The organism is Priestia megaterium NBRC 15308 = ATCC 14581, assembly GCF_000832985.1.
GTDB lineage: Bacteria > Bacillota > Bacilli > Bacillales > Bacillaceae_H > Priestia > Priestia megaterium.
Genome location: NZ_CP009920.1, coordinates 1,594,872 through 1,617,190, shown reverse-complemented (window position 1 = coordinate 1,617,190; position 22,319 = coordinate 1,594,872). Strand labels below are relative to the sequence as shown.

Genomic DNA, 22,319 nt, shown 5'->3' with positions numbered 1-22,319 from the left:
AGCTATTCATTTAGGGGAGGAATTATAATGGCAAATATGCGTAAAAAAGTATCTGTTATCGGAGCAGGCTTTACGGGAGCTACAACTGCTTTTTTAATTGGTCAAAAAGAGTTAGCTGATGTTGTATTAGTTGATATTCCGCAATTAGAAAATCCAGCTAAAGGTAAAGCGCTGGATATGTTAGAAGCAAGTCCTGTACAAGGATTTGACGCTAACATTACAGGAACAGCCAACTACGAAGACACAGCTGATTCTGACATTGTCATTATTACAGCTGGTATCGCGCGCAAGCCAGGTATGAGTCGCGATGATTTAGTAACAACGAACCAAAAAATCATGAAGTCTGTTACTCAAGAAGTTGTTAAATACTCGCCAAACTGTCACATCATAGTGTTAACAAACCCGGTAGATGCTATGACGTATACAGTATTTAAAGAATCTGGTTTTCCTAAAAACCGCGTAATCGGTCAATCAGGCGTATTAGATTCTGCACGTTTCCGTACGTTCGTAGCGCAGGAGTTAAACATTTCAGTAAAAGATATCACAGGTTTTGTACTTGGTGGACATGGCGACGATATGGTGCCTCTTGTACGCTACTCATATGCTGGCGGTATTCCTCTTGAAACGCTTATTCCAAAAGCGCGTCTTGAAGCAATTGTTGAAAGAACACGCAAAGGCGGCGGCGAGATCGTTAACTTATTAGGTAACGGAAGTGCATACTACGCGCCTGCTGCTTCCTTAGTGGAAATGACAGAAGCGATCTTAAAAGATCAGCGTCGTATTTTACCAGCGATTGCTTACCTAGAGGGTGAATATGGTTATAACGGGATCTACTTAGGTGTTCCAACCGTATTAGGAGCTGCAGGAATTGAGCAGGTAATTGAATTAGAACTGACTGAGTCTGAAAAAGCTTCTTTAGATCAATCAGCAAAATCAGTTAAAACTGTCATGGGTGTATTAGCTTAATACAATAAAATAGGTTTGAGTATAGGTTTTTATCAATATTCAAACAATAGTCACAAGGAAAATTCGAGGGAAACCTCGAATTTTTCTTGTATATAAAGAAAAGCTATTACTTTATACAAAAGGTGGAATGATGATGGTATTAGGTAAAAAACAAAAAATAGGCCGAAGTATTGAAGATATAAAAGTTGGAGAAAAATTAACGCTAACGGAACGAATTGAAGATAAAGACATCTTATTGTACTTAGGGCTGACAAATGATTCTAACCCTTTATACATTCAGCATGATTACGCATCTCAGACCCCTTTTAAAAAACCTATTGTGCCAAGTATTATGATTACCGGTATTATGACAGCAGCCATTTCAAAGTATTTGCCTGGACCTGGAAGCCACGTTGCAGAACATACGGTAGCCTTCCCCAAAAAGATTCATCATTATAGCACGATTGAATTTTTATTTGAAGTGACAGAGGTAGATGTTTCTTCTAGAACTGTTACGATTGAGGTGGAAGCGGTCAATGAGCAAAAAGAGAAAGTAGTAACGGCGCGGTTTCTTGTTTATCCGCCGTTTAGACTTCCATCAGTAGAGACACACGACTTTGAAAATTTTTAAAACACCTTAAATATTTATAAATATAGAAGAAACTGTTTGGTCATATTTTCTGAAAATGTTGAAATGTATTGGAGAACGAGGCTAAAACATTGTATGATAAGAGAAGATAAATAGAAAATAATATCATTTGGATGAAGCTGCGGTTTAATTTAACTAGATGGAGGCTTATATCGTTAATATGAGTAAGAAATTATTAGTCGTAGATGATGAACAATCAATTTCAACATTATTACAATATAATTTACAGCAAGCTGGCTTTACAGTAGAAACAGCTGAAGACGGGGAAGAAGGATACAACAAGGCACTAGAAGGAAAACCGGATTTAATTGTGTTAGACTTGATGCTTCCTAAGATGGATGGAATTGAAGTTTGTAAAAAGCTTCGTCAGCAAAAAGTGATGACGCCTATTTTAATGTTAACTGCAAAAGACGATGAGTTCGACAAAGTATTAGGGCTAGAGCTTGGCGCAGATGACTACATGACAAAACCATTTAGCCCTCGAGAAGTAGTAGCGCGTGTAAAAGCCATTTTACGCAGAACACAAATCATTGCTCAGGAAAATGAACAAGAGGAAGATGGCGAGCGCATCATGATCGGTGATTTAAAAATTCTTCCAGATCATTATGAGGCCTACTTTAATCAAGAGCAGCTTGAGCTTACTCCGAAAGAATTTGAGTTATTATTATATTTGGCAAAATACAAAGGACGGGTATTAACTCGTGATCAGCTGCTAAGTGCAGTGTGGAATTATGATTTTGCCGGAGATACGCGAATTGTAGATGTTCACATCAGCCATTTGCGTGAGAAAATTGAGCACAATACGCGAAAACCTGTTTATATAAAAACGATTAGAGGATTAGGATATAAGCTGGAGGAACCAAAGGTAGATGAATAAATTTCGTTCAAGGCTACTTTTGGCTCTATTAGTACTTATTATTATTGTATTAGTAGGTCTTGGCCTGCTGCTGGGACAGTTGTTTAAAAACTTTTATTTTCAGACGTTTCAAGAGCGAATGGAAAAAGAGGCAAAGCTTGTAGAAATGTACATTAGCGAAGAAGGTATCACAAGTCCTGCTTTAAAATCTAAAGTTGATCAAATCAGCCATTCGTTAAGTGTACGAACGACTATCGTTCAAAAAGACGGAAAAATATTAGTTGACTCAAATCCAGGCAGCAAGCAGCAAAGAATCGAAAAAAGTATCGTAATCCAACAAGTATTAAAAAAGCAGTTAAACAGTAAAAAAAGCTTTGATCAAATTAAAGAAGATTATGACTTATATTACTATGGTATCCCGCTGATTATAGAAGGTAAGCAAGAGGGATTTGTTGTGCTGAGTACATCGTTTGATTCATTAAAACAGGTAAATCAGCAAATTTGGGGCCTTCTTATTGGAAGCTTAGGTCTAGCTTTGATTGTGATTTTACTTTTAGGTGTAAAGATTATGGGACGCTATACCCGTCCTATTGAATCGGCAACCAAAGTGGCTATGGAACTTGCAAAAGGGAATTATAAAGCTCGTACATATGAAGATTATGTAGATGAAACAGGGATGCTGAGTCAGTCTATTAACGCACTTGCTCGTAATCTGCAAGAGTCTATCACTAATCAAGAAATGCAGCAGGACAGGCTGCGCACGCTAATTGAAAATATGGGAAGCGGCATGCTTCTTATTGATAGTCGAGGCTATATAAACTTAGTGAATCGAGCTTATAAAGAGCAGTTTCATATACATCCGGATGACTTCCTTTATCATTTGTATTACGAGGTATTTGAGCATAGAGAAATCATTAAGCTTGTGGAAAAAATATTTATGACGGAAGTAAAGGTTCGAAAACAAGTGGTCCTGCCTTTAAATATTGAACGAAGATATTTTGATGTTTACGGAGCGCCGATTATTGGCTTAAACGATGAATGGAAAGGGATTGTGCTTGTTTTTCATGATATTACCGAGCTAAAAAAACTAGAACAAGTTCGCCGTGACTTTGTAGCGAATGTGTCTCATGAACTAAAAACTCCTATTACGTCTATAAAAGGGTTTAGTGAGACATTGTTAGACGGTGCCATGGAAGATCCACAGCTGCGTCAGCAGTTTCTATCGATCATTTTAACGGAAAGTCAGCGCATGGAGAGCTTGATTCAAGATCTTTTAGATTTGTCTAAAGTTGAACAGCAAGGCTTTAAACTAAGCATTCATTCAGTAGATTTGAATACGCTTCTTTACGAAGTGACGACCGTGCTATCAAACCGAGCAACTGAAAAAGAAATCACGCTAACGTTAGATACGCTTCCAGAAGAAGCGTGGATTGATGGTGACAGTCAGCGCCTTATGCAAGTGTTTGTTAACTTAATCGGCAATGCGCTCATGTATACAATGCCTGGAGGAACTGTTCACGTTTCGCTTGAAGAGGAAGAAGAAACGATTACGGTTCATGTTCAAGATACAGGTATCGGTATTGATTCTGATGAAATTTCACGTATTTTTGAGCGCTTTTACCGAGTAGATAAGGCAAGAAGCCGTAATTCCGGAGGAACAGGTCTTGGATTAGCAATTGTTAAACATCTTGTTGAAGCTCATAAAGGGGAAATTGAAGTGAAAAGTGAAGTCAATAAAGGGACAACTTTTTCGGTGAAGCTGCACAAGTATTTGCCGCAGATGTAAAATGTTTACGTTCCTTTTACAATTTATTTAATGTAGCTTAATAATTAATTGATACAATTTTTCATGGAAACCCCTTCATCCAAGGAGCCAATGTGTAAGGCGAAAATAGCTTTAACCGTGCTATTTTCGCCGATTCTTTTTGACAATTTCTATCCATTCACATGTTACACCGCCTAAAATAACTAGGCGGTGTTTTTATTTTATGATGTACAGATCTTATCACCACATGAAAATAAAACGTTGAACTCAAGATTACTTTTTGTCCTTAAAGCTTATTGTTTGCTAAAATAAAGGTAAGATAAGAAGAGAGCGAAATGGAGGAACATGAATGACACAAAAACTAGTATTAATTGACGGGAATAGTATTGCCTACCGTGCATTTTTTGCTTTGCCGCTTTTAAACAATGATAAAGGAATACATACAAATGCCATATATGGCTTTACTACAATGCTGACACGTATCTTAGAGGAAGAGAAGCCGACACATTTACTTGTGGCATTTGATGCAGGGAAAACAACGTTTCGCCACAAAACATTTACAGAATACAAAGGAGGAAGACAAAAGACGCCTCCTGAACTTTCAGAGCAGTTTCCCTTTATTCGTGAGTTATTAGATGCATATGGGATTAAGCGCTATGAACTGCCTGATTATGAAGCAGATGATATTATTGGTACGCTTTCAAAACAAGCTGAACAAAAAGGAATGGCCGTAAAAGTCATTTCTGGTGATAAAGATTTACTTCAGCTTGTGTCAGAACATGTAACCGTAGATATTACGAGAAAAGGAATTACGGATGTCGATTCCTATACGCCTGCAGCCATTGATGAGAAGTATGGTATTACGGCTGCACAAATTATTGATATGAAAGGCCTTATGGGGGACAGCTCAGATAATATCCCAGGCGTGCCCGGAGTCGGCGAAAAAACAGCCTTAAAGTTATTAAAAGAGTTCGAAACGGTTGAAAATGTATTAAAATCTATCGATCAAGTCAGCGGTAAAAAATTAAAAGAAAAGCTAGAAGATAATCGTGAATCAGCTATCATGAGTAAAAAGCTTGCAACTATTTATTGCGAAGCGCCTCTTGAAGTATCTGTAGAAGATGCAAAGTATGACGGGTTTGAATCTTCAAAGGTCATCTCATTATTTAAAGAGCTTGGGTTTAATTCTTTGCTTGCTAAATTTGGTGAATCAGCAGAAGAGGAAGCAGATTTTGAAGAACTAACGTTTGAAGTAGCGCAGGAAGTTCACGATGATATGTTAACAAGCGAAGCAGCTCTGATCGTAGAAGGGTATGAAGAAAACTACCATCACAATCAGCTGCTCGGTTTTGGAATCAGCAACAAAAATGGCCACTATTTTATTGATAAAGATACAGCTCTTTCATCTTCTAAATTTAAAGCATGGTTAGAAGATGGACGTGTAAAAAAGACGGTGTTTAATGGGAAACGTACGATTGTATCGTTAAAATGGGCGGGGCATGAAATTAAAGGAATTGAACATGATGTAATGATTGCTTCTTACATCTTGAATCCTGCTGAGGCAAATGATGACCTAGCGACAATTGCAAAATTAAAAGGATACCATCAAGTGCAATCAGATGAAGCTGTGTATGGAAAAGGAGCTAAGCGAAGTATTGCAGAAGCTGATCAGCTAGCTGAGCATGTTATAAGAAAAGCAGCCGCCGTAGCTTATTTAAAAGAAGTGCTAGAAAAAGAATTGGTAGAAAATGAACAGTTTGAGCTGTTTGAGAAGCTTGAAATGCCTCTTGCCATTGTCCTTGCTGATATGGAATATCAAGGGGTGAAAATTGACCGCGCGCGTTTGGATGAAATGGGCGAAGATCTTCGAGAACAGCTTGAAAAAATTGAAGCGAAAATCTACGAATACGCTGGACAAGAATTCAATATTAATTCGCCAAAGCAGCTAGGAGTTGTTCTTTTTGAAAAAATGCAGCTTCCAGTCATAAAGAAAACAAAAACAGGCTATTCCACATCAGCTGATGTATTAGAGCAATTAGCTAGTACCCATGATATTATCCCAGAGATTTTACAATACCGTCAGCTAGGAAAATTACAGTCTACGTATATTGAAGGATTAAAAAAGGTTATTCATGAAAGCGATGGAAAAGTTCATACCCGCTTTAATCAAACATTAACTCAAACGGGAAGGCTAAGCTCAGTAGATCCTAACTTGCAAAACATCCCGATTCGTCTTGAAGAAGGCAAAAAAATAAGAGGTGCGTTTGTGCCTTCACAGCCTGATTGGTTAATATTTGCGGCGGATTATTCACAAATTGAGCTGCGCGTACTGGCTCATATTGCAGATGATGAAAAGCTAATCGATGCGTTTAAGCATGACTTAGATATCCATACGAAAACAGCGATGGATGTGTTCCACGTCGAAAGAGAAGAAGTAACGTCGAATATGCGCCGTCAGGCTAAAGCAGTTAACTTTGGAATCGTCTATGGCATCAGTGATTACGGTTTATCGCAAAGTTTAGGAATTACAAGAAAAGCAGCGGCTACTTTTATTGAACGCTATTTAAAAAGCTTCCCTGGTGTACAGGAGTATATGGATACGATTGTACGAGATGCAAAAGAAAAGGGATATGTAACAACGCTCTTGCACCGCCGACGTTACTTGCCTGAAATCACGAGCCGAAACTTTAACCTCCGCAGCTTCGCTGAGCGTACGGCTATGAATACGCCTATCCAAGGGACGGCAGCTGATATTATAAAAAAAGCAATGATTGAAATGGATAAGCGCTTAAAAGATGAAAACCTTCAGGCTAAGCTGCTGCTTCAAGTACACGATGAGCTGATTTTTGAAGCCCCAGAAGAAGAAATTAAAATTTTAGAGAAAATCGTACCAGAAGTAATGGAGAACGCTTTAGAGCTAGAAGTTCCATTGAAAGTAGATTATTCTTACGGAAAGACTTGGTACGAAGCAAAGTAGTGGAAAAGGATGTGACAAACGTGCCAGAATTACCAGAAGTTGAAACCGTCAGACGTACGTTAATTGAATTAGCCAGTGGAAAGACCATTGAGCGTGTAACAGTTAAATGGCCTAATATTATCAAACGCCCTGAACAAGTTGAACAGTTTTGCGATGCGCTTGTTGGACAAACCATTCGAGATGTTGAACGAAGAGGTAAATTTTTGAAAATTGTGCTCGATGATTATACGATGGTTTCTCATTTGCGTATGGAAGGTAAATATGCTCTCCATGAGAATGCAGAAGAACCAGATAAGCATGTACACGTCTTTTTTCACTTCACGGATGGAACGGAATTGCGATACCGGGATGTAAGGAAATTTGGCACTATGCACTTATTTAAAAAGGGAGAGGAAGATCTGTTTCCTCCTCTTATTGGCCTTGGACCTGAACCGTTTGACGAAACATTTAATCCTAGTCAATTAAAAATGAGAATCGGAAAAACCTCTCGAAAAATCAAGCCGGTTTTACTCGATCAAAATGTCGTGGTTGGGCTTGGAAATATTTATGTAGATGAAGCACTGTTTCGCGCAGGGATTCATCCTGAACGAGTGGCCAGCCAATTAACAGACGAAGAGTATGAAAAATTGTACAAAGAAATTGTAGCGACTCTTCAAGAAGCTGTGAAACAAGGAGGCAGCACAATTCGCACATATGTAAATACACAGGGACAAATAGGCATGTTTCAGCAGCAGCTTTATGTGTACGGAAGAAAAGGCGAATCCTGTAAAATGTGCGGTACCCCAATTGAAAAATTTGTTGTAGGCGGTAGAGGAACACATATCTGCCCAAATTGTCAGCCGGCTAAAAAATAACAATGGATGGGCTCCTTTCATATACTACGTATAGACAGAAAGGAAAGGAGTCCTCTCATCATGATAACATTTTCTTTACTTATTCTTGCTTTTGCCGTAAGTCTTGACAGCTTTAGCGTTGGCCTGACATACGGACTTCGAAAGGTGAAAATCCCGCTGAAATCCATTTTTATTATTTCATGTTGCTCAGCATTTTCTTTAATGTTTTCTATGTTTTTAGGAAAAGTACTTACGCATCTATTTTCAGTGGATGTACTAAATAAAGTAGGCGGAGGTATTCTTGTTCTGCTTGGGATGTGGATTTTATACCAGTTTTTTTGTCCGGCAGATTCACCTCGAGTGAAAGAAGAAAAAACATTAGTAAAAATTGAAATTAAGTCAATTGGCCTAGTCATTAACGTATTAAAAAAGCCAATTGCAGCAGATTTAGATAATTCAGGTTCCATCAATGGTATTGAAGCATTTATACTTGGAATTGCATTATCTCTTGATGCATTTGGAGCGGGGTTTGGAGCGGCTTTATTAGGTTATTCGCCGTATGCTCTAGCAATTGCTGTAGCTCTTATGAGTTCTCTTTTTTTAAGTGCGGGCATACAATTTGGCAAGGTTTTTTCACGTTTATCATGGATGAAAATGTTCTCATTTGTACCAGGAGTTCTGCTCATTATTTTAGGTATTTTTAGATTTTAAATAAAGAGATAAAGGAGAGGCCGATGTCAATTGTAATTGGATTAACAGGCGGAATTGCAAGCGGGAAAAGTACGGTAACCGGAATGCTACGAGATATCAATATTCCAGTAATCGACGCTGATCACATTGCAAAAGAAGTCGTAGAACCAGGAAAAGAAGCATACAAACAAATTGTCGAGACGTTCGGCCGTTCTATTCTTCACGAGAACGCGGAGATCAATCGAGCGGCTTTAGGGGAAATTGTGTTTTATCAAGAGGAAGAACGTAAAAAGTTGAATGCAATTGTACATCCTGCCGTAAGAAAAGAAATGCTTTCTCAAAAGGAAAGCTATATAGAGGAAGGTTACGAAGCCGTTGTATTAGATATTCCGCTGCTGTTTGAAAGCGATTTGACACATTTAGTCGATAAAGTAGTAGTTGTATATGTCGATGAGTCTGTGCAGCTAGAAAGGTTAAAGTCGCGTAATAGCCTCTCGACGGAGGATGCTTATGCGCGTATCCATGCACAGCTGCCTTTGATTCAAAAAGTAGCCTTAGCCGATGCGGTGATCAATAACAACGGTCCTGTGGAAGAAACAAAACAACAGCTTTTAAGTATATTAGCCCTATGGCTAGATTAAAGAGTGAATGATTGCATTCACTCTTTTTTTATTGGGAATATTTAAGGGCTTCTAAAAAAGAATGTGTTAAATATCTGTTCTCGCTATATACATATAGTAAAACTTAATTAAAATAATTTATTAAAAAAAATTAATATTATTCACTTTTTAAATATTTATGTTATACTATTCAATATAAAAAGTTAAATAGTATAACACATATAGAGAGGGGTATAGCCATGAAAGCACGTATTGCCATTAATGGTTTTGGGAGAATAGGAAGAATGGTGTTTCGCACAGCGATTATAGAGGAGAATTTAGATATTATTGCAATAAATGCATCTTATCCAGCAGAAACGTTAGCACATTTAATCAAATATGACTCTATACACGGAGCATTTAATGGAGATGTCAAATGTGATGATGATGCGCTAATTGTTAACGGTAAAAGAATTCAGCTATTAAATTCACGTGATCCGCTGAATTTGCCTTGGAAAGAGCTTGGGATTGATCTAGTTGTTGAAGCAACGGGAAAATTTAATTCAAGAGAAAAAGCGCAGTTACATATTGAAGCAGGTGCGAAAAAAGTTGTCTTAACGGCACCGGGTAAACAAGAAGATATCACTATTGTGATGGGCGTAAATGAACGAGAGTTTGATGTGAATCAGCATAACATTATTTCCAATGCCTCTTGTACGACAAATTGTCTAGCTCCAGTTGTCAAGGTACTAGACGAAGCGTTCACAATTGAAAACGGTTTAATGACGACCGTTCATGCATATACAAATGATCAAAAGAATATCGATAATCCGCATAAAGATTTGCGAAGAGCTCGTGCGTGTGCTCAATCAATTATTCCTACAACCACTGGAGCAGCCAAGGCACTTTCATTAGTTCTTCCTCATTTAAAAGGAAAACTTCATGGGATGGCGCTTCGTGTGCCAACGCCGAACGTATCGCTTGTCGATTTAGTTGTGGATGTAAGGAAACCTGTGACGATGGAAGATGTTAATTTAGCGTTTATTAAAGCTGCTGAAGGACCATTAAAGAATATTTTAAATTTAACAATGGAACCACTCGTATCAATTGACTTTAATACAAATCCTCATTCAGCTATTGTAGATGGACTATCCACGATCGTAATGGAAGATCATAAAATTAAAGTGTTAGCTTGGTACGATAACGAGTGGGGCTACTCGCAGCGCGTAGTCGATTTGGTAAGATATATTGCTGCAGAAATGCGTAATGGATCAAAAATAAGAGTAAGCTAAGAAAGCTATTGATTGCTTTTAAAAAAACAGGGAGCTGTCGCCCTGTTTTTTTTGTTTTTATTCAAAAGAATAGGGAAAAGCAATAAGATAAGCATGCAAAGGAGTGTTTATTTTCCTCAATTTTAATAAAAAATTAATAGTCGTTTAGCAGCTTTTACACACTGTCTCACGAGAATACAGGGGTAATTTGTATAGGTCTATCTGCAAGAACAATCTTTAATAAAATCAAAACACGTATTGCAAAATAAATGTAAACAAAGTATACTATGTTTCGTGAACTTCTTGTGTACCTTTCGGTGATGTGGCTACTTAAAGGGTTAGGACCTCTTTGGACTAACTTTCCCCCGTGGTAGTTAACATGCTATATGGCGAAAGAACTTCATGTTTAACGATTAAAAATTGTTAAAGGGGGAAATATCATTATGGAAACAATGGGTCGTCATGTCATCTCAGAATTATGGGGATGCGATTTCGATAAGTTAAATGATATTGATTATATTGAAAAAACGTTTGTTGATGCAGCTTTAAAATCTGGTGCGGAAGTTCGCGAAGTAGCGTTCCATAAATTTGCACCTCAAGGTGTAAGTGGCGTTGTTATTATTTCAGAATCACATTTAACGATTCACAGCTTCCCAGAGCATGGTTATGCAAGTATCGATGTTTATACTTGTGGTCATTTAGATCCTACAATCGCAGCAGATTATATTGCAGATGCTCTAAGTGCACAGACACGTGAAACAATTGAATTACCACGTGGAATGGGTCCTGTTCAGGTAAAACAAACTAAAGCGAATGCACTTTAATAGTGTCGATTGATTACGTAAGTTAAGAGGTGTATTACACACCTCTTTTTGGTATATAAATTTTTAATACGCAAACACAAAGGGGATAAGAACATGGGGGTAGTACAAGCAGTTAAATCTTTATTTTCTAATCATGTAGAAACAAGCGATCACCATTCAGATCCGACTCTAAAAACGCATTATTACAAAACAACGGCCGGGAATGCATTTAAGCAAGTTCATGAAATGTTGAAGCACATGCAAGGGATAGAGATACTTGCTGCATATGAAGAGCGAGGAGAGATTAGCTTAAACGTTGTAAAAGGAAGAAAAGCTTTTGTTGTGATTACCATTATTAACGTACGTCCTCTTGAAACCGCTATCGATTTTTCTGCTACAACAGAATCAAAAGTGGTGCCGGTTGATTTTGGTTTTAGTAAAGAACTTGTACGTACGCTTTATAAGAGCTTTGATCAAAAACTTATTCCTCTTTCTTCGTAAGTTCCTTATCATTTTTGAATTTCAGGAAATAAAATGGGGAAATTCCTTTTCCTTTACTTGTATTCAAGCCTTGTTTTCTATAAGATGGAATAAAGCAAATCCTTTAATACAGCATCGTGTTTGTTAAAGGAAATGATGATAAAAATCATAATAAATGGTGAATAGCCGACTAACATAGATGGAAATTAACTTATATAAGAGAAAACAAAAAGAAAAACAAGGTTTATTATTGGAGCTGAGAATATGAAGTGCCCATCCTGTCATTACAATGGAACGAGAGTGCTGGACTCGCGCCCTGTAGAAGAAGGCCGCTCTATTCGTAGAAGACGTGAATGCGAAGAGTGTCACTATCGTTTTACAACTTTTGAGAAAGTAGAAGAACTTCCGTTAATTGTTGTAAAAAAAGATGGAGCGAGAGAAGAGTTCAGCAAAGACAAAATCCTTCGAGGGTTAATCAAGGCGTGCGAAAAACGCCAAGTAAGCTTAAAACAATTAGAAGATACCGTACACGATATTGAAACAGAGCTGCGCAGTCAGGGTACATCAGAGGTGCAGTCAGATGTGGTAGGAGAAATGGTGATGGAGCGATTAGCTGCTATCGATGAAGTCTCTTATGTTCGATTTGCTTCTGTATACCGACAATTTAAAGACATCAATGTATTTATTGATGAATTAAAAGATTTAATTAAGAAGGAACGACTGTAAAAGAGCTATTGAAGTATTCTTTAGGCTCTTTTTTTGTCATTTCTATTACTTTAAAAGTAGGTAGGGAACGACATGAAAGAACAACATTGGAAAGAAATGATACCGGTCGATCGTTATGTTGTTCGTTCGAACGGCATACTGCAGGAATACGACCGAAAGATTTTAACCATGCTCTATCAGCCGTTGGTGGGTACAACGTGCTTTGGTCTGTATATGACGTTATGGAGCGAGCTGGAACAAGATCGTTTATGGGGGAAAGAGTCTACGCATCATCATCTAATGTCAATGATGCAAATTAATTTGAAAGCTATTTACCATGAGCGGTTAAAATTAGAAGGCATTGGTTTGTTAAAAACATATATTAAGGAAGAAGATGATGTTCGTGTGTTTATTTATGAGCTCATTCCTCCTCTGACGCCCCATCAGTTTTTTAACGATGGCGTGTTAAATGTATATTTATATAACCGACTCGGAAAATCTATCTTTCAAAAAGTAAAAAATTATTTTTCTGATTCACTCGTCGATGACCAATCGTTCAAAGATGTGACGCATTCATTTAACGATGTATTTAAATCGGTTAAAGCAACAGAGCTGGCTCCAAGTTTTCAGTCTGAAAGCAAGGATGTATTTTCTCCCGATGCTCAAACGGACTTTGTGGATTCCTCCAAACGCGCTTCTATTGAGATGAGCCTGGATTCCTTTGATTTTGATTTATTTTTAGCAGGTCTAACAGATTCAATGATTTCAAAAAGGTCCATTACATCTAAAGTAAAACAAGCGATTGAAAAGCTAGCCTTTTTATACGGTATTGATCCTCTTCAAATGAAAAATGTGGTGCTCGATTCGCTAAATGAGAACGATCAAGTTGATATTGAATTGCTTAGAAAAGCAGCGCAGTCCTTTTACCAATTTGAAAATGGAGAAGCACTTCCAAATCTAAGCGAACAAATTCAGCCGCCTATGCTTCGTACCATGCAGGAAAAGCAGCCGCAGACAAAGGAAGAGCAGCTTATTCAACAGCTTGAAGTGACCTCTCCTCGACAGCTTTTGATCGAGTTTTCCGGGGGAGCAGAGCCTTCAAAAGCAGATTTGCAAATGATCGAAGAAGTGATGTTTAACCAAAAGCTTTCACCAGGGGTAGTAAATGTTCTGATTTACTACGTGATGCTGAGATCCGATATGAAATTATCTAAGAGCTATGTAGAGAAAATTGCTGGACACTGGGCGCGCAAAAAGGTACAAACTGTTCAAGATGCCATGAATTTAGCTAAAAATGAACAGAAAGAATATCAGAATTGGACCGAAGCAAAGCAAAATAAAAAAACGGCTGGACGAAAAATTGTGCGTAAAGAAATGGTACCAGAGTGGCTGAGCGATGAAGAAAAAGAAGAGAAAAAGCAGCCTTCAAAAGAAGTGGATGGATTTGAAGAAGAAAAACGAAAGCTACAAGAAGAGCTCAAGCAGTTAGATCAAGAGCTAAAACAAAAGCATAAAGAATAAAAAGCAGGTATGATAGAGATGAGGTGAAAAAGATGAAGCCTATCAATGATTCACTAAATCAGTTGGTGAACAAAAAGGATTTTAAAGCACGCTTAGAAGCATTAAGAAACAGTATTCTATCTAATCCCGAAGTTAAAACGTTTCTGCAAGAGCATCGCCATGAGTTAGATGAGCAAATGGTTGACCGAGGTCTGATGAAGATGCATGAATTTATCGACCAAAGCAAATGCTGTGACAAGTGTCCTTCTCTGCAAAGCTGTGTCAATATGGTGAAGGGGTATCACCCTCAGCTGGTTGTAAAAGGCCGTAATATTGATTTACAGTATGAACGCTGTCCTAGAAAAGTACAAGAAGATGAGCGGAAAGAACAAGAATCTTTTATTCAGTGTATGTACGTGCCCAAAGAAATTTTACAGGCAACGATGTCTGATATTGAAATTGAGCAGGGAAGATTTGAAGCCATTAAACTAGTAAGAGATTTTGTTCGAGAATATGAGCCAAATAAGAAAATGAAAGCTTTATATTTACACGGTTCGTTTGGTGTGGGGAAAACGTATTTTCTTGGAGCAATTGCCAATGCGTTAGCCGAAAAGAAAGTGAAGTCCACAATTTTATACGTCCCGGAGTTTTTGCGTGAGTTAAAAGGTTCGTTTCAAGATCAAAGCTTTAATGAGAAAATAGAGTATGTTAAAAAAGTACCGGTTCTTATGCTTGATGATCTCGGAGCAGAATCCGTAACGAGCTGGATGCGAGACGATGTGCTCGGAACCATTTTACAATTCCGCATGCTCGAAAATTTGCCGACATTTTTCAGCTCGAATTTAAATTTTAAAGAGCTTCAACATCATTTGACTTATACCCAAAGAGGCGAGCAGGAAGAGCTAAAAGCCGCTCGTGTCATGGAACGAATTAAGTCTCTAGCCATTCCTGTTGAAATGAATGGAGAGAATAAACGAAATAGATGAGCAGGTCGTTTTACATTTCTTGTAACGACTTGCTCATTTTTTTGCATGTTGCCCCATATACATTAATAAAGCGTGTCCAAAGGGGGGCTATGAGGAATGAAAATATTCTTTAAATATGTAGAAGACGCAGTCATTGTATATGAGTCTTTATGCGCGAAGCGAAGCGCTTTATCATATGGTTCACAGTGCTTGAAGCTGGTGAATAATCAGCTTTTAGTCATTGATGAGACATACAATAGAGAGGCCATTTTACAAGACATGGTGATACCGGTATTAACGCACGTAATTTTAAAAAAGAAAGAAAAAAAGATGATGGTAAACATATTAAAAGAACAATTTTTCTATTCAGAAGAGGAAGAACAAGATTTGCTGCTTCAAATTATGGGGGGGATTATGGAAGGAGAGAGAGGCGAAATTCCGCAAAAAACATTTTCTCTTCCAAGAGAATTACTTATCCGCCAGGCTCTTCAAGATTTCTTCATTCATAATGTAACATTCACCTTTGAGTCTTTTCTCCAATTCCGTTTAAAAGAATATCAAGAGCGGCTGCGCTATTATGCCGAGCTGGCGATTGATGAATATAAGCTTGAACAAGACTATCAAATTCTTATTCATCAGCTGCGTCAAGCAGCTAATGAAAGACAGTCATCTACAGGTAACGTGTATGTAATGCACGTGAATAAAAACAAGTTTGTGTTGTACGACCACAACAGTAGATATGTTCCTGAACGTGAATGTGCAGCTCTAGCAGAGGCCTTTTTATCTGAACAAGAATCATTATACATAGACTCAACTATTATCGCGCCTTTGCTAAGTTTATCTCCAGCTGCTATTCATCTGTATAGCGACCAGCATGATCATGATTTTGTTTATACCATTCAAAATATCTTCCAAGAAAAAGTTATGTTATACGAAAAAAATGAATTTCCTTTTGATCAAAAGCAAAATATAACGTGAAAGGTTGATTTCTATTTTGAAAATGAATATAATAAATGCATATTGAAAAACAGCTATATGTTACAAGTTATGATGAGGACATGAGTCTATATTTACGGTTTGTAGAGAGGGAGATCTAGGCTGAAAATCTCCTAACACGGAATATATTCTTACCACCTCTAAACTTCAGTAGTAAACGAGCAGAGCCTCTAGTAATTACTGACGGAATTTCCGTTATAAAACCTCGAGCCGCTTCGGGTTCTTTGGGTTATCCAAGATACGAAGAGGAAACAAGGGTGGTACCGCGTGTATACACAACTCGTCCCTTTTGATAAGGGACGAGTTTTTTGTTTTTACAAAAAGTTTATTCAGTTATGTTAAAGGAGTGGAAAGTTGTGTCAGAAGTAATCAAAATGACATTCCCTGATGGAGCTGTTAAAGAGTATCCAAAAGGATCATCAACAGAAGATATTGCGGCTTCTATTAGCCCGGGATTAAAGAAAAAAGCATTAGCAGGCAAAGTAAACGGCGAGCTGCTGGATTTACGTACGCCAATCGAAGAAGATGGCAGTCTTGAAATCATTACGCAAGATGCTCCTGAAGCGCTTGAAATTATGCGTCACAGTACAGCGCATTTAATGGCTCAAGCAATCAAACGTTTATACAAAGATACAAAAGTACAGCTAGGTGTAGGGCCGGTTATCGAAAACGGTTTTTACTATGACATCGATATGGAAGAATCAATTACTCCTGAAGATTTAGGTAAAATTGAAAAAGAAATGAAAAAAATCGTTAATTCAAATATTGAAATTGAACGAAAAGAAGTTTCTCGTGAAGAAGCCATTCAACTTTTTAAAGAAGTTGGCGATGAACTGAAGCTTGAATTGATCGATGCGATTCCAGCAGGTGAAAAGGTTACGATTTACCAACAAGGCGAATTCTTTGACCTTTGCCGAGGTGTGCACGTGCCGTCAACAGGCAAAATTAAAGAATTTAAACTATTAAGCGTGGCGGGTGCTTATTGGCGCGGAGACAGCGATAATCAAATGCTGCAGCGTATTTACGGTACAGCATTCTTTACAAAAGCAGATTTAGACGAGCATCTTCGTCTTCTTGAAGAAGCAAAAGAACGTGATCACCGTAAACTTGGTAAAGAGCTAAACTTATTTACAAATTCTCAAAAAGTAGGACAAGGTCTGCCTTTATGGCTTCCAAAAGGTGCGACGATCCGCCGTATTATCGAGCGTTATATCGTAGATAAAGAAGTAAGCCTTGGTTATCAGCACGTTTACACTCCAGTGCTCGGAAGTGTAGAACTTTACAAAACGTCTGGTCACTGGGAGCACTACCAAGATGACATGTTCCCTGCAATGGAAATGGATAACGAAGACCTGGTTCTTCGTCCGATGAACTGTCCTCATCACATGATGGTTTACAAACAAGGTATTCACAGCTATCGTGAGCTTCCAATCCGTATTGCTGAGCTTGGAACGATGCACCGCTACGAAATGTCAGGAGCATTATCAGGACTTCAGCGTGTTCGAGGCATGACGCTAAATGATGCGCATATCTTTGTACGTCCCGACCAAATCAAAGAAGAATTTATTCGTGTAGTTCGCTTAGTTGAAGCGGTTTATAAAGATTTTGGATTTGAAAATTATTCATTCCGTCTATCTTACCGTGACCCTGCAGATACAGAAAAATACTTTGATGATGATGCAATGTGGGAAAAAGCACAAAGCATGTTAAAAGACGCAATGGATGAGCTTGACCTTGATTATTATGAAGCTGAAGGCGAAGCGGCATTCTACGGTCCAAAACTAGACGTTCAAGTTAAAACAGCGCTTGGTAAAGAAGAGACGCTATCTACGGTTCAATTGGATTTCTTACTTCCTGAACGATTTGATTTAACGTATGTAGGAGAAGACGGAAAACAACATCGACCGGTTGTTATTCACCGCGGCGTGGTGTCAACAATGGAACGTTTTGTAGCTTTCTTAATCGAAGAATACAAAGGAGCTTTCCCAACGTGGTTAGCACCTGTACAAGTTCAAGTGATTCCGGTATCACCTACCGTTCACCTTGAGTATGCAAAAGAAGTGCAAGAACAGCTTCAGCTGGCGGGTATTCGTGTGGAACTTGATTCTCGCGATGAGAAAATCGGCTATAAAATCCGTGAGGCTCAAATGCAAAAAATTCCTTATATGCTTGTTGTAGGGGATAAAGAAGTAGAAGATAAAGCAGTAAACGTACGTAAATACGGTGAGCAGAATTCAGAAACAGTGGACTTCCAAGCCTTTTTACAAAATGTAAAAGCAGAAGCATCTCGCTAATGAAAAAAGCAGAGAATTGAAATTCTCTGCTTTTTTATCTAACATTTATAAAAAACTGTTGCATAAATGTTTTTCCTTTGATACAATAATTTTTGTTGTGAAAAAAGAACGAAATCATTGACTTTTGTCTTTGTTGATACTATAATAGCTTAAGTAATTGAATACTTGTTTATACAGAAGAAGAAGCACCCGCTTCTCACCTGAGTGACGCATAGAGCAGTTAGCAGGTACATCGTATCTTAATTAAAACGATAGAAGTGTGGGTGCAGTATGTACTCACACTTTTTTGTGTGAGTTAATAATCGGTCTAAGCAAGCGTATTCGCTCATTAAACCTTGGAGGTGGCTACTTATTAGCAAGGACATGATGGTAAACGAGGGCATTCGAGCTCGCGAAGTTCGTCTAATTGATCAAAACGGTGAACAATTAGGAATTAAATCAAAAAATGAAGCATTAGAAATTGCTTCACGAGTAAATCTTGACTTAGTAATGGTTGCTGCAAATGCGAAACCGCCGGTATGTCGTATTATGGACTACGGTAAATTCCGCTATGAGCAACAACGTAAAGAAAGAGAGGCTCGTAAAAACCAAAAAGTTGTAAACTTAAAAGAAGTTCGTTTAAGTCCAACAATTGATGAACATGATTTTAACACTAAACTTCGTAACGCACGCAAGTTCCTTGAAAAAGGTGACAAAGTGAAAGCGTCTATTCGCTTTAAAGGTCGTGCCATTACTCATAAAGGGATTGGCCAAAAAGTACTTGAACGTTTTTCACAAGCTTGCGAAGATGTAAGTTCAGTTGAATCGGCTCCTAAAATGGAAGGCCGCAGCATGTTCTTAGTCTTGGCACCTAAAAACGAAAAGTAATAGAACGAGGAGGAACACCCCATGCCAAAAATGAAAACACATCGTGGCGCTGCAAAGCGTTTCAAAAAGACTGGAAGCGGTAAATTAAAACGTGCTCGTGCTTATACAAGCCATTTATTCGCTAACAAATCTACAAAACAAAAGCGTAAATTACGTAAAGGTTCTTTAGTAAGCAAAGGTGACTTCAAACGTATCCGTCACTTATTAGATAACATTAAGTAATTTGGGTTGAGATAGAAACAATACAGGAGGTAAACAATTATGCCACGCGTAAAAGGCGGTACAGTAACACGCAAACGTCGTAAAAAAGTTTTAAAATTAGCTAAAGGTTTCTTCGGTTCGAAGCATAGATTATATAAAGTTGCTAATCAGCAAGTTATGAAATCTCACATGTATGCTTATCGTGACCGTCGTCAGAAAAAACGTGACTTCCGTAAATTATGGATCACACGTATTAATGCAGCTGCTCGTATGAACGGTCTTTCTTACAGCCGTTTAATGCACGGTTTAAAATTAGCAGGTATTGAAGTTAACCGCAAAATGCTTGCTGACTTAGCTGTAGCTGATGAAAAAGCATTTGCTGAATTAGCAACTGCTGCTAAAAAAGGCTTAGATAAGTAATGAATATAAAGTCTCGTCATCTTTAGATGATGAGGCTTTTTTGCTATCGGAGGACCTATCATGAATGAACTGCTGCTTACCTATTTTATTGCTATTAATATAGTAGGGGTAGGAATGATGTATAGAGATAAACAAAAAGCGAAAAGACATGAGTGGAGAATTGCCGAAAGCACACTGTGGACGGTAGCTGCTATCGGAGGAGCTCTTGGAGGACTGATTGGTATGTATTGCTATCGTCATAAAACGAAGCATACATCGTTTACAGTAGGTTTTCCTATTCTTGCTGCTCTTGATTTACTTTTCTTTTTTGTTATCAGCTGAGCACAAATGATTTTGTGCTCAGTGTAAAAATTCTCGAACGGGGCTTTTCCAGCGAATAGGAGCATTTGGATACATTTCGTGTACGTGGCTTTCCAGCAGCTTGAAATCTTGTTTTTGCAGTTCATGTAATCGAGATGGATCTGTTAACACCATTGTAATTGACAAAGATTCTGGTTCATTGGGATTGCTGTATTTTTCTCCTTCAAATAAAATACCTTTATACGTTAGTAGAAAATTTTTGCGGATATTCGTTTTTTCGTCAACGACAAAAAATTGCTGATGTTCCTGAGCTGCTACAAGCTTCCGCTTTGGACTGCGAAAATGCTGAACCAGCTTTAATAGTGTGTAAGCAACAAGCGCGAAAATGAACACGCGAACGATAACAATAACAAACATAACGCTCCCTCCTTTACAAGGCACAGTTTTCTTACTTTACGTTCGAGTTTCTAAAAAGTTTCATGATTTTTGATATAATTTCTTTATTGGTTTAAAAAGAAGAAGATATACATAATTACAGGAGTGATTACATTGAATTTACAACAGCTATTTACCATGCAGCGCCAGCTGGATCAGCATATAGAGGATAAGCATGAGCTTCAAAAGGAAGATTTGATTCCGAGAAAGCTTTTAGCACTGCTTGTCGAAATGGGAGAGCTGGCAAACGAAACGCGCTGCTTCAAATTTTGGAGCGTCAAACCTCCGGCTGAAGACGCTGTTATTTTAGAAGAATTTGTGGACGGCGTACATTTTATCCTTTCTTTAGGGATTGAAAAAGGATACGATGATTTAACTGAGTTACCAAATGCAAAAGCAAGTGATTCAAAAACAGCACAATTTTTACAGGTGTTTGCACAAGTTGCTGCTTTCGAGCAGGATCAGTCGAAAGAAAACTATGTGGACATGTTTGTATCTTACATGACGCTTGGCGATATGTTTGGTTTTTCCGCTGAACATATCGAAAAGGCGTACATCTCAAAAAATGAAGTGAATTTTAAACGCCAAGAACAAGGATACTAGAAATAAAGTGATGGGAAATTTTACTTCAACCTCTTTTTAGCTATAATAGAGGTATACATATGAAAGGGGTAATCCATATGACAAAGTTAGATGAAACATTGACGATGCTTAAAGCACTAACAGATGCAAAAGGAATTCCTGGAAATGAGCGTGAACCGCGTGAGGTTATGAAGAAATATATTGCACCTTATGCAGATGAAGTAACGACGGATGGGCTAGGCAGTTTGATTGCAAAAAAAGTAGGCAACGAACAAGGGCCTAAAATTATGGTAGCCGGTCACTTAGATGAAGTTGGTTTTATGGTGACTCAAATTGATGAACGCGGCTTTATTCGTTTTCAAACGGTAGGCGGATGGTGGTCTCAAGTTATGCTTGCTCAACGCGTAACCATCGTGACATCTAAAGGAGAGGTAACGGGGATTATTGGCTCAAAGCCTCCTCATATCCTGCCCCCAGAAGTTCGCAAAAAGCCAGTTGACATTAAAGATATGTTCATCGATATTGGTGCTTCTAGCAGAGAAGAAGTAGCGGAGTGGGGAGTAAAACCTGGTGATCAGGTTGTACCTTATTTCGAATTTACGGTTATGAACAATGAAAAGATGCTGCTAGCGAAGGCCTGGGATAACCGTATTGGTTGTGCAATCGCTATCGATGTATTAAAAGCTTTAAAAAATGAAAAACATGAAAATGTTGTGTATGGTGTAGGAACGGTGCAAGAAGAAGTTGGACTCCGAGGTGCAAAAACATCTGCTAACTTTATTGAACCGGATATTGCATTTGCTGTTGATGTCGGCATCGCTGGAGATACACCTGGTGTTTCTGATAAAGAAGCATCTTCTAAAATGGGAGAGGGTCCGCAAATCATTTTATATGATGCTTCCATGGTTTCTCATAAAGGACTTCGAGATACAGTGGTAGATGTGGCAGATGAATTAAATATTCCATATCAATTTGATGCAATCGCTGGAGGCGGTACGGACTCAGGTTCTATCCATATTTCAGCTAACGGGGTGCCAGCACTTTCGATTACGATCGCAACTCGTTATATCCATTCTCATGCAGCGATGCTTCATCGTGATGATTATGAAAATGCAGTTAAATTAATTGCGGAAGTAATTAAACGCTTAGACCGAAATACGGTGAACGCAATTACGTATAATTAAAA

At 38.2% G+C, this 22,319-nt stretch carries 23 protein-coding genes and 2 other annotated features; of the genes, 22 read left to right on the top strand and 1 reads right to left on the bottom strand.

The window, feature by feature from the left end:
* The first annotated feature begins 27 nt into the window (after positions 1–27).
* From mdh to BG04_RS08800, 20 genes are all read left to right on the top strand, one after another.
* Positions 28–966 (top strand): malate dehydrogenase, encoded by a 939-nt coding sequence (mdh, locus tag BG04_RS08895; RefSeq protein ID WP_016765708.1) that lies wholly within the window; start codon positions 28–30, stop codon positions 964–966.
* A 133-nt stretch (positions 967–1,099) separates the two neighbouring features.
* Entirely contained in the window at positions 1,100–1,576 is a 477-nt protein-coding gene (locus BG04_RS08890) for a MaoC family dehydratase (RefSeq protein WP_016765707.1), read from the top strand.
* 178 nt (positions 1,577–1,754) lie between these two features.
* Positions 1,755–2,471 (top strand): response regulator transcription factor, encoded by a 717-nt coding sequence (locus tag BG04_RS08885; RefSeq protein WP_013085192.1) that lies wholly within the window; start codon positions 1,755–1,757, stop codon positions 2,469–2,471.
* Complete coding sequence (gene pnpS, locus BG04_RS08880) at positions 2,464–4,236, top strand: two-component system histidine kinase PnpS (protein ID WP_034648662.1); 1,773 nt, start codon at positions 2,464–2,466, stop codon at positions 4,234–4,236. The genes BG04_RS08885 and pnpS overlap by 8 nt, the downstream gene beginning before the upstream one ends.
* A gap of 328 nt (positions 4,237–4,564) precedes the next feature.
* Positions 4,565–7,192: a DNA polymerase I gene (polA, locus tag BG04_RS08875; protein ID WP_034648666.1), complete on the top strand. Its 2,628-nt coding sequence runs from the start codon at positions 4,565–4,567 to the stop codon at positions 7,190–7,192.
* A 20-nt stretch (positions 7,193–7,212) separates the two neighbouring features.
* Positions 7,213–8,046: a DNA-formamidopyrimidine glycosylase gene (gene mutM, locus BG04_RS08870; protein WP_013085189.1), complete on the top strand. Its 834-nt coding sequence runs from the start codon at positions 7,213–7,215 to the stop codon at positions 8,044–8,046.
* Positions 8,047–8,106: 60 nt separating this feature from the next.
* A complete protein-coding gene (gene ytaF / locus BG04_RS08865) occupies positions 8,107–8,736 on the top strand; it encodes a sporulation membrane protein YtaF (protein WP_016765704.1) in 630 nt (209 codons plus the stop codon).
* 23 nt (positions 8,737–8,759) lie between these two features.
* Positions 8,760–9,356 (top strand): dephospho-CoA kinase, encoded by a 597-nt coding sequence (coaE, locus tag BG04_RS08860; RefSeq protein WP_034648670.1) that lies wholly within the window; start codon positions 8,760–8,762, stop codon positions 9,354–9,356.
* A gap of 218 nt (positions 9,357–9,574) precedes the next feature.
* Positions 9,575–10,606: a glyceraldehyde-3-phosphate dehydrogenase gene (locus BG04_RS08855; RefSeq protein ID WP_016765702.1), complete on the top strand. Its 1,032-nt coding sequence runs from the start codon at positions 9,575–9,577 to the stop codon at positions 10,604–10,606.
* 422 nt (positions 10,607–11,028) lie between these two features.
* Positions 11,029–11,409, top strand: a complete 381-nt coding sequence (speD, locus tag BG04_RS08850) for an adenosylmethionine decarboxylase (protein ID WP_013059434.1) — start codon at positions 11,029–11,031, stop codon at positions 11,407–11,409.
* A 93-nt stretch (positions 11,410–11,502) separates the two neighbouring features.
* Positions 11,503–11,889, top strand: a complete 387-nt coding sequence (locus tag BG04_RS08845; protein ID WP_013085185.1) for a hypothetical protein — start codon at positions 11,503–11,505, stop codon at positions 11,887–11,889.
* 243 nt (positions 11,890–12,132) lie between these two features.
* On the top strand, positions 12,133–12,594 hold the full coding sequence (gene nrdR, locus BG04_RS08840; RefSeq protein WP_013059432.1) for a transcriptional regulator NrdR: 462 nt from the start codon (positions 12,133–12,135) through the stop codon (positions 12,592–12,594).
* A gap of 72 nt (positions 12,595–12,666) precedes the next feature.
* Entirely contained in the window at positions 12,667–14,094 is a 1,428-nt protein-coding gene (locus tag BG04_RS08835) for a replication initiation and membrane attachment family protein (protein WP_034648672.1), read from the top strand.
* Positions 14,095–14,126: 32 nt separating this feature from the next.
* Entirely contained in the window at positions 14,127–15,059 is a 933-nt protein-coding gene (gene dnaI / locus BG04_RS08830; RefSeq protein WP_013059430.1) for a primosomal protein DnaI, read from the top strand.
* Positions 15,060–15,155: 96 nt separating this feature from the next.
* Positions 15,156–16,016 carry a sporulation protein YtxC gene (ytxC, locus tag BG04_RS08825; protein WP_034648675.1) on the top strand — a complete coding sequence of 287 codons (861 nt, stop codon included), beginning with the start codon at positions 15,156–15,158 and terminating at the stop codon, positions 16,014–16,016.
* Positions 16,017–16,076: 60 nt separating this feature from the next.
* Positions 16,077–16,325, top strand: a binding site (T-box leader).
* A gap of 44 nt (positions 16,326–16,369) precedes the next feature.
* Positions 16,370–18,328, top strand: a complete 1,959-nt coding sequence (gene thrS / locus BG04_RS08820; protein WP_211186090.1) for a threonine--tRNA ligase — start codon at positions 16,370–16,372, stop codon at positions 18,326–18,328.
* A gap of 171 nt (positions 18,329–18,499) precedes the next feature.
* Positions 18,500–18,622 (top strand) — a sequence feature (ribosomal protein L20 leader region).
* Positions 18,623–18,691: 69 nt separating this feature from the next.
* The gene (gene infC, locus BG04_RS08815) at positions 18,692–19,195 is read left to right on the top strand and encodes a translation initiation factor IF-3 (RefSeq protein WP_013059427.1); all 504 of its coding nucleotides are present in this window, start codon (positions 18,692–18,694) and stop codon (positions 19,193–19,195) included.
* 21 nt (positions 19,196–19,216) lie between these two features.
* Positions 19,217–19,417 carry a 50S ribosomal protein L35 gene (gene rpmI / locus BG04_RS08810; protein WP_013059426.1) on the top strand — a complete coding sequence of 67 codons (201 nt, stop codon included), beginning with the start codon at positions 19,217–19,219 and terminating at the stop codon, positions 19,415–19,417.
* A gap of 39 nt (positions 19,418–19,456) precedes the next feature.
* The gene (rplT, locus tag BG04_RS08805; protein WP_013059425.1) at positions 19,457–19,816 is read left to right on the top strand and encodes a 50S ribosomal protein L20; all 360 of its coding nucleotides are present in this window, start codon (positions 19,457–19,459) and stop codon (positions 19,814–19,816) included.
* A gap of 60 nt (positions 19,817–19,876) precedes the next feature.
* On the top strand, positions 19,877–20,137 hold the full coding sequence (locus BG04_RS08800) for a DUF1294 domain-containing protein (RefSeq protein ID WP_013085180.1): 261 nt from the start codon (positions 19,877–19,879) through the stop codon (positions 20,135–20,137).
* An 18-nt stretch (positions 20,138–20,155) separates the two neighbouring features.
* On the opposite strand, the gene BG04_RS08795 is transcribed toward BG04_RS08800, so the two are convergent.
* Complete coding sequence (locus BG04_RS08795; RefSeq protein ID WP_034648682.1) at positions 20,156–20,533, bottom strand: hypothetical protein; 378 nt, start codon at positions 20,531–20,533, stop codon at positions 20,156–20,158.
* Positions 20,534–20,665: 132 nt separating this feature from the next.
* Between BG04_RS08795 and BG04_RS08790 the strand changes: the two genes are divergently transcribed.
* Together BG04_RS08790 and BG04_RS08785 are read left to right on the top strand one after the other, a co-directional pair.
* Complete coding sequence (locus BG04_RS08790) at positions 20,666–21,154, top strand: dUTP diphosphatase (RefSeq protein ID WP_034648685.1); 489 nt, start codon at positions 20,666–20,668, stop codon at positions 21,152–21,154.
* Positions 21,155–21,231: 77 nt separating this feature from the next.
* Positions 21,232–22,317, top strand: a complete 1,086-nt coding sequence (locus BG04_RS08785) for a M42 family metallopeptidase (RefSeq protein ID WP_034648688.1) — start codon at positions 21,232–21,234, stop codon at positions 22,315–22,317.
* The last annotated feature ends 2 nt before the right edge of the window (positions 22,318–22,319 follow it).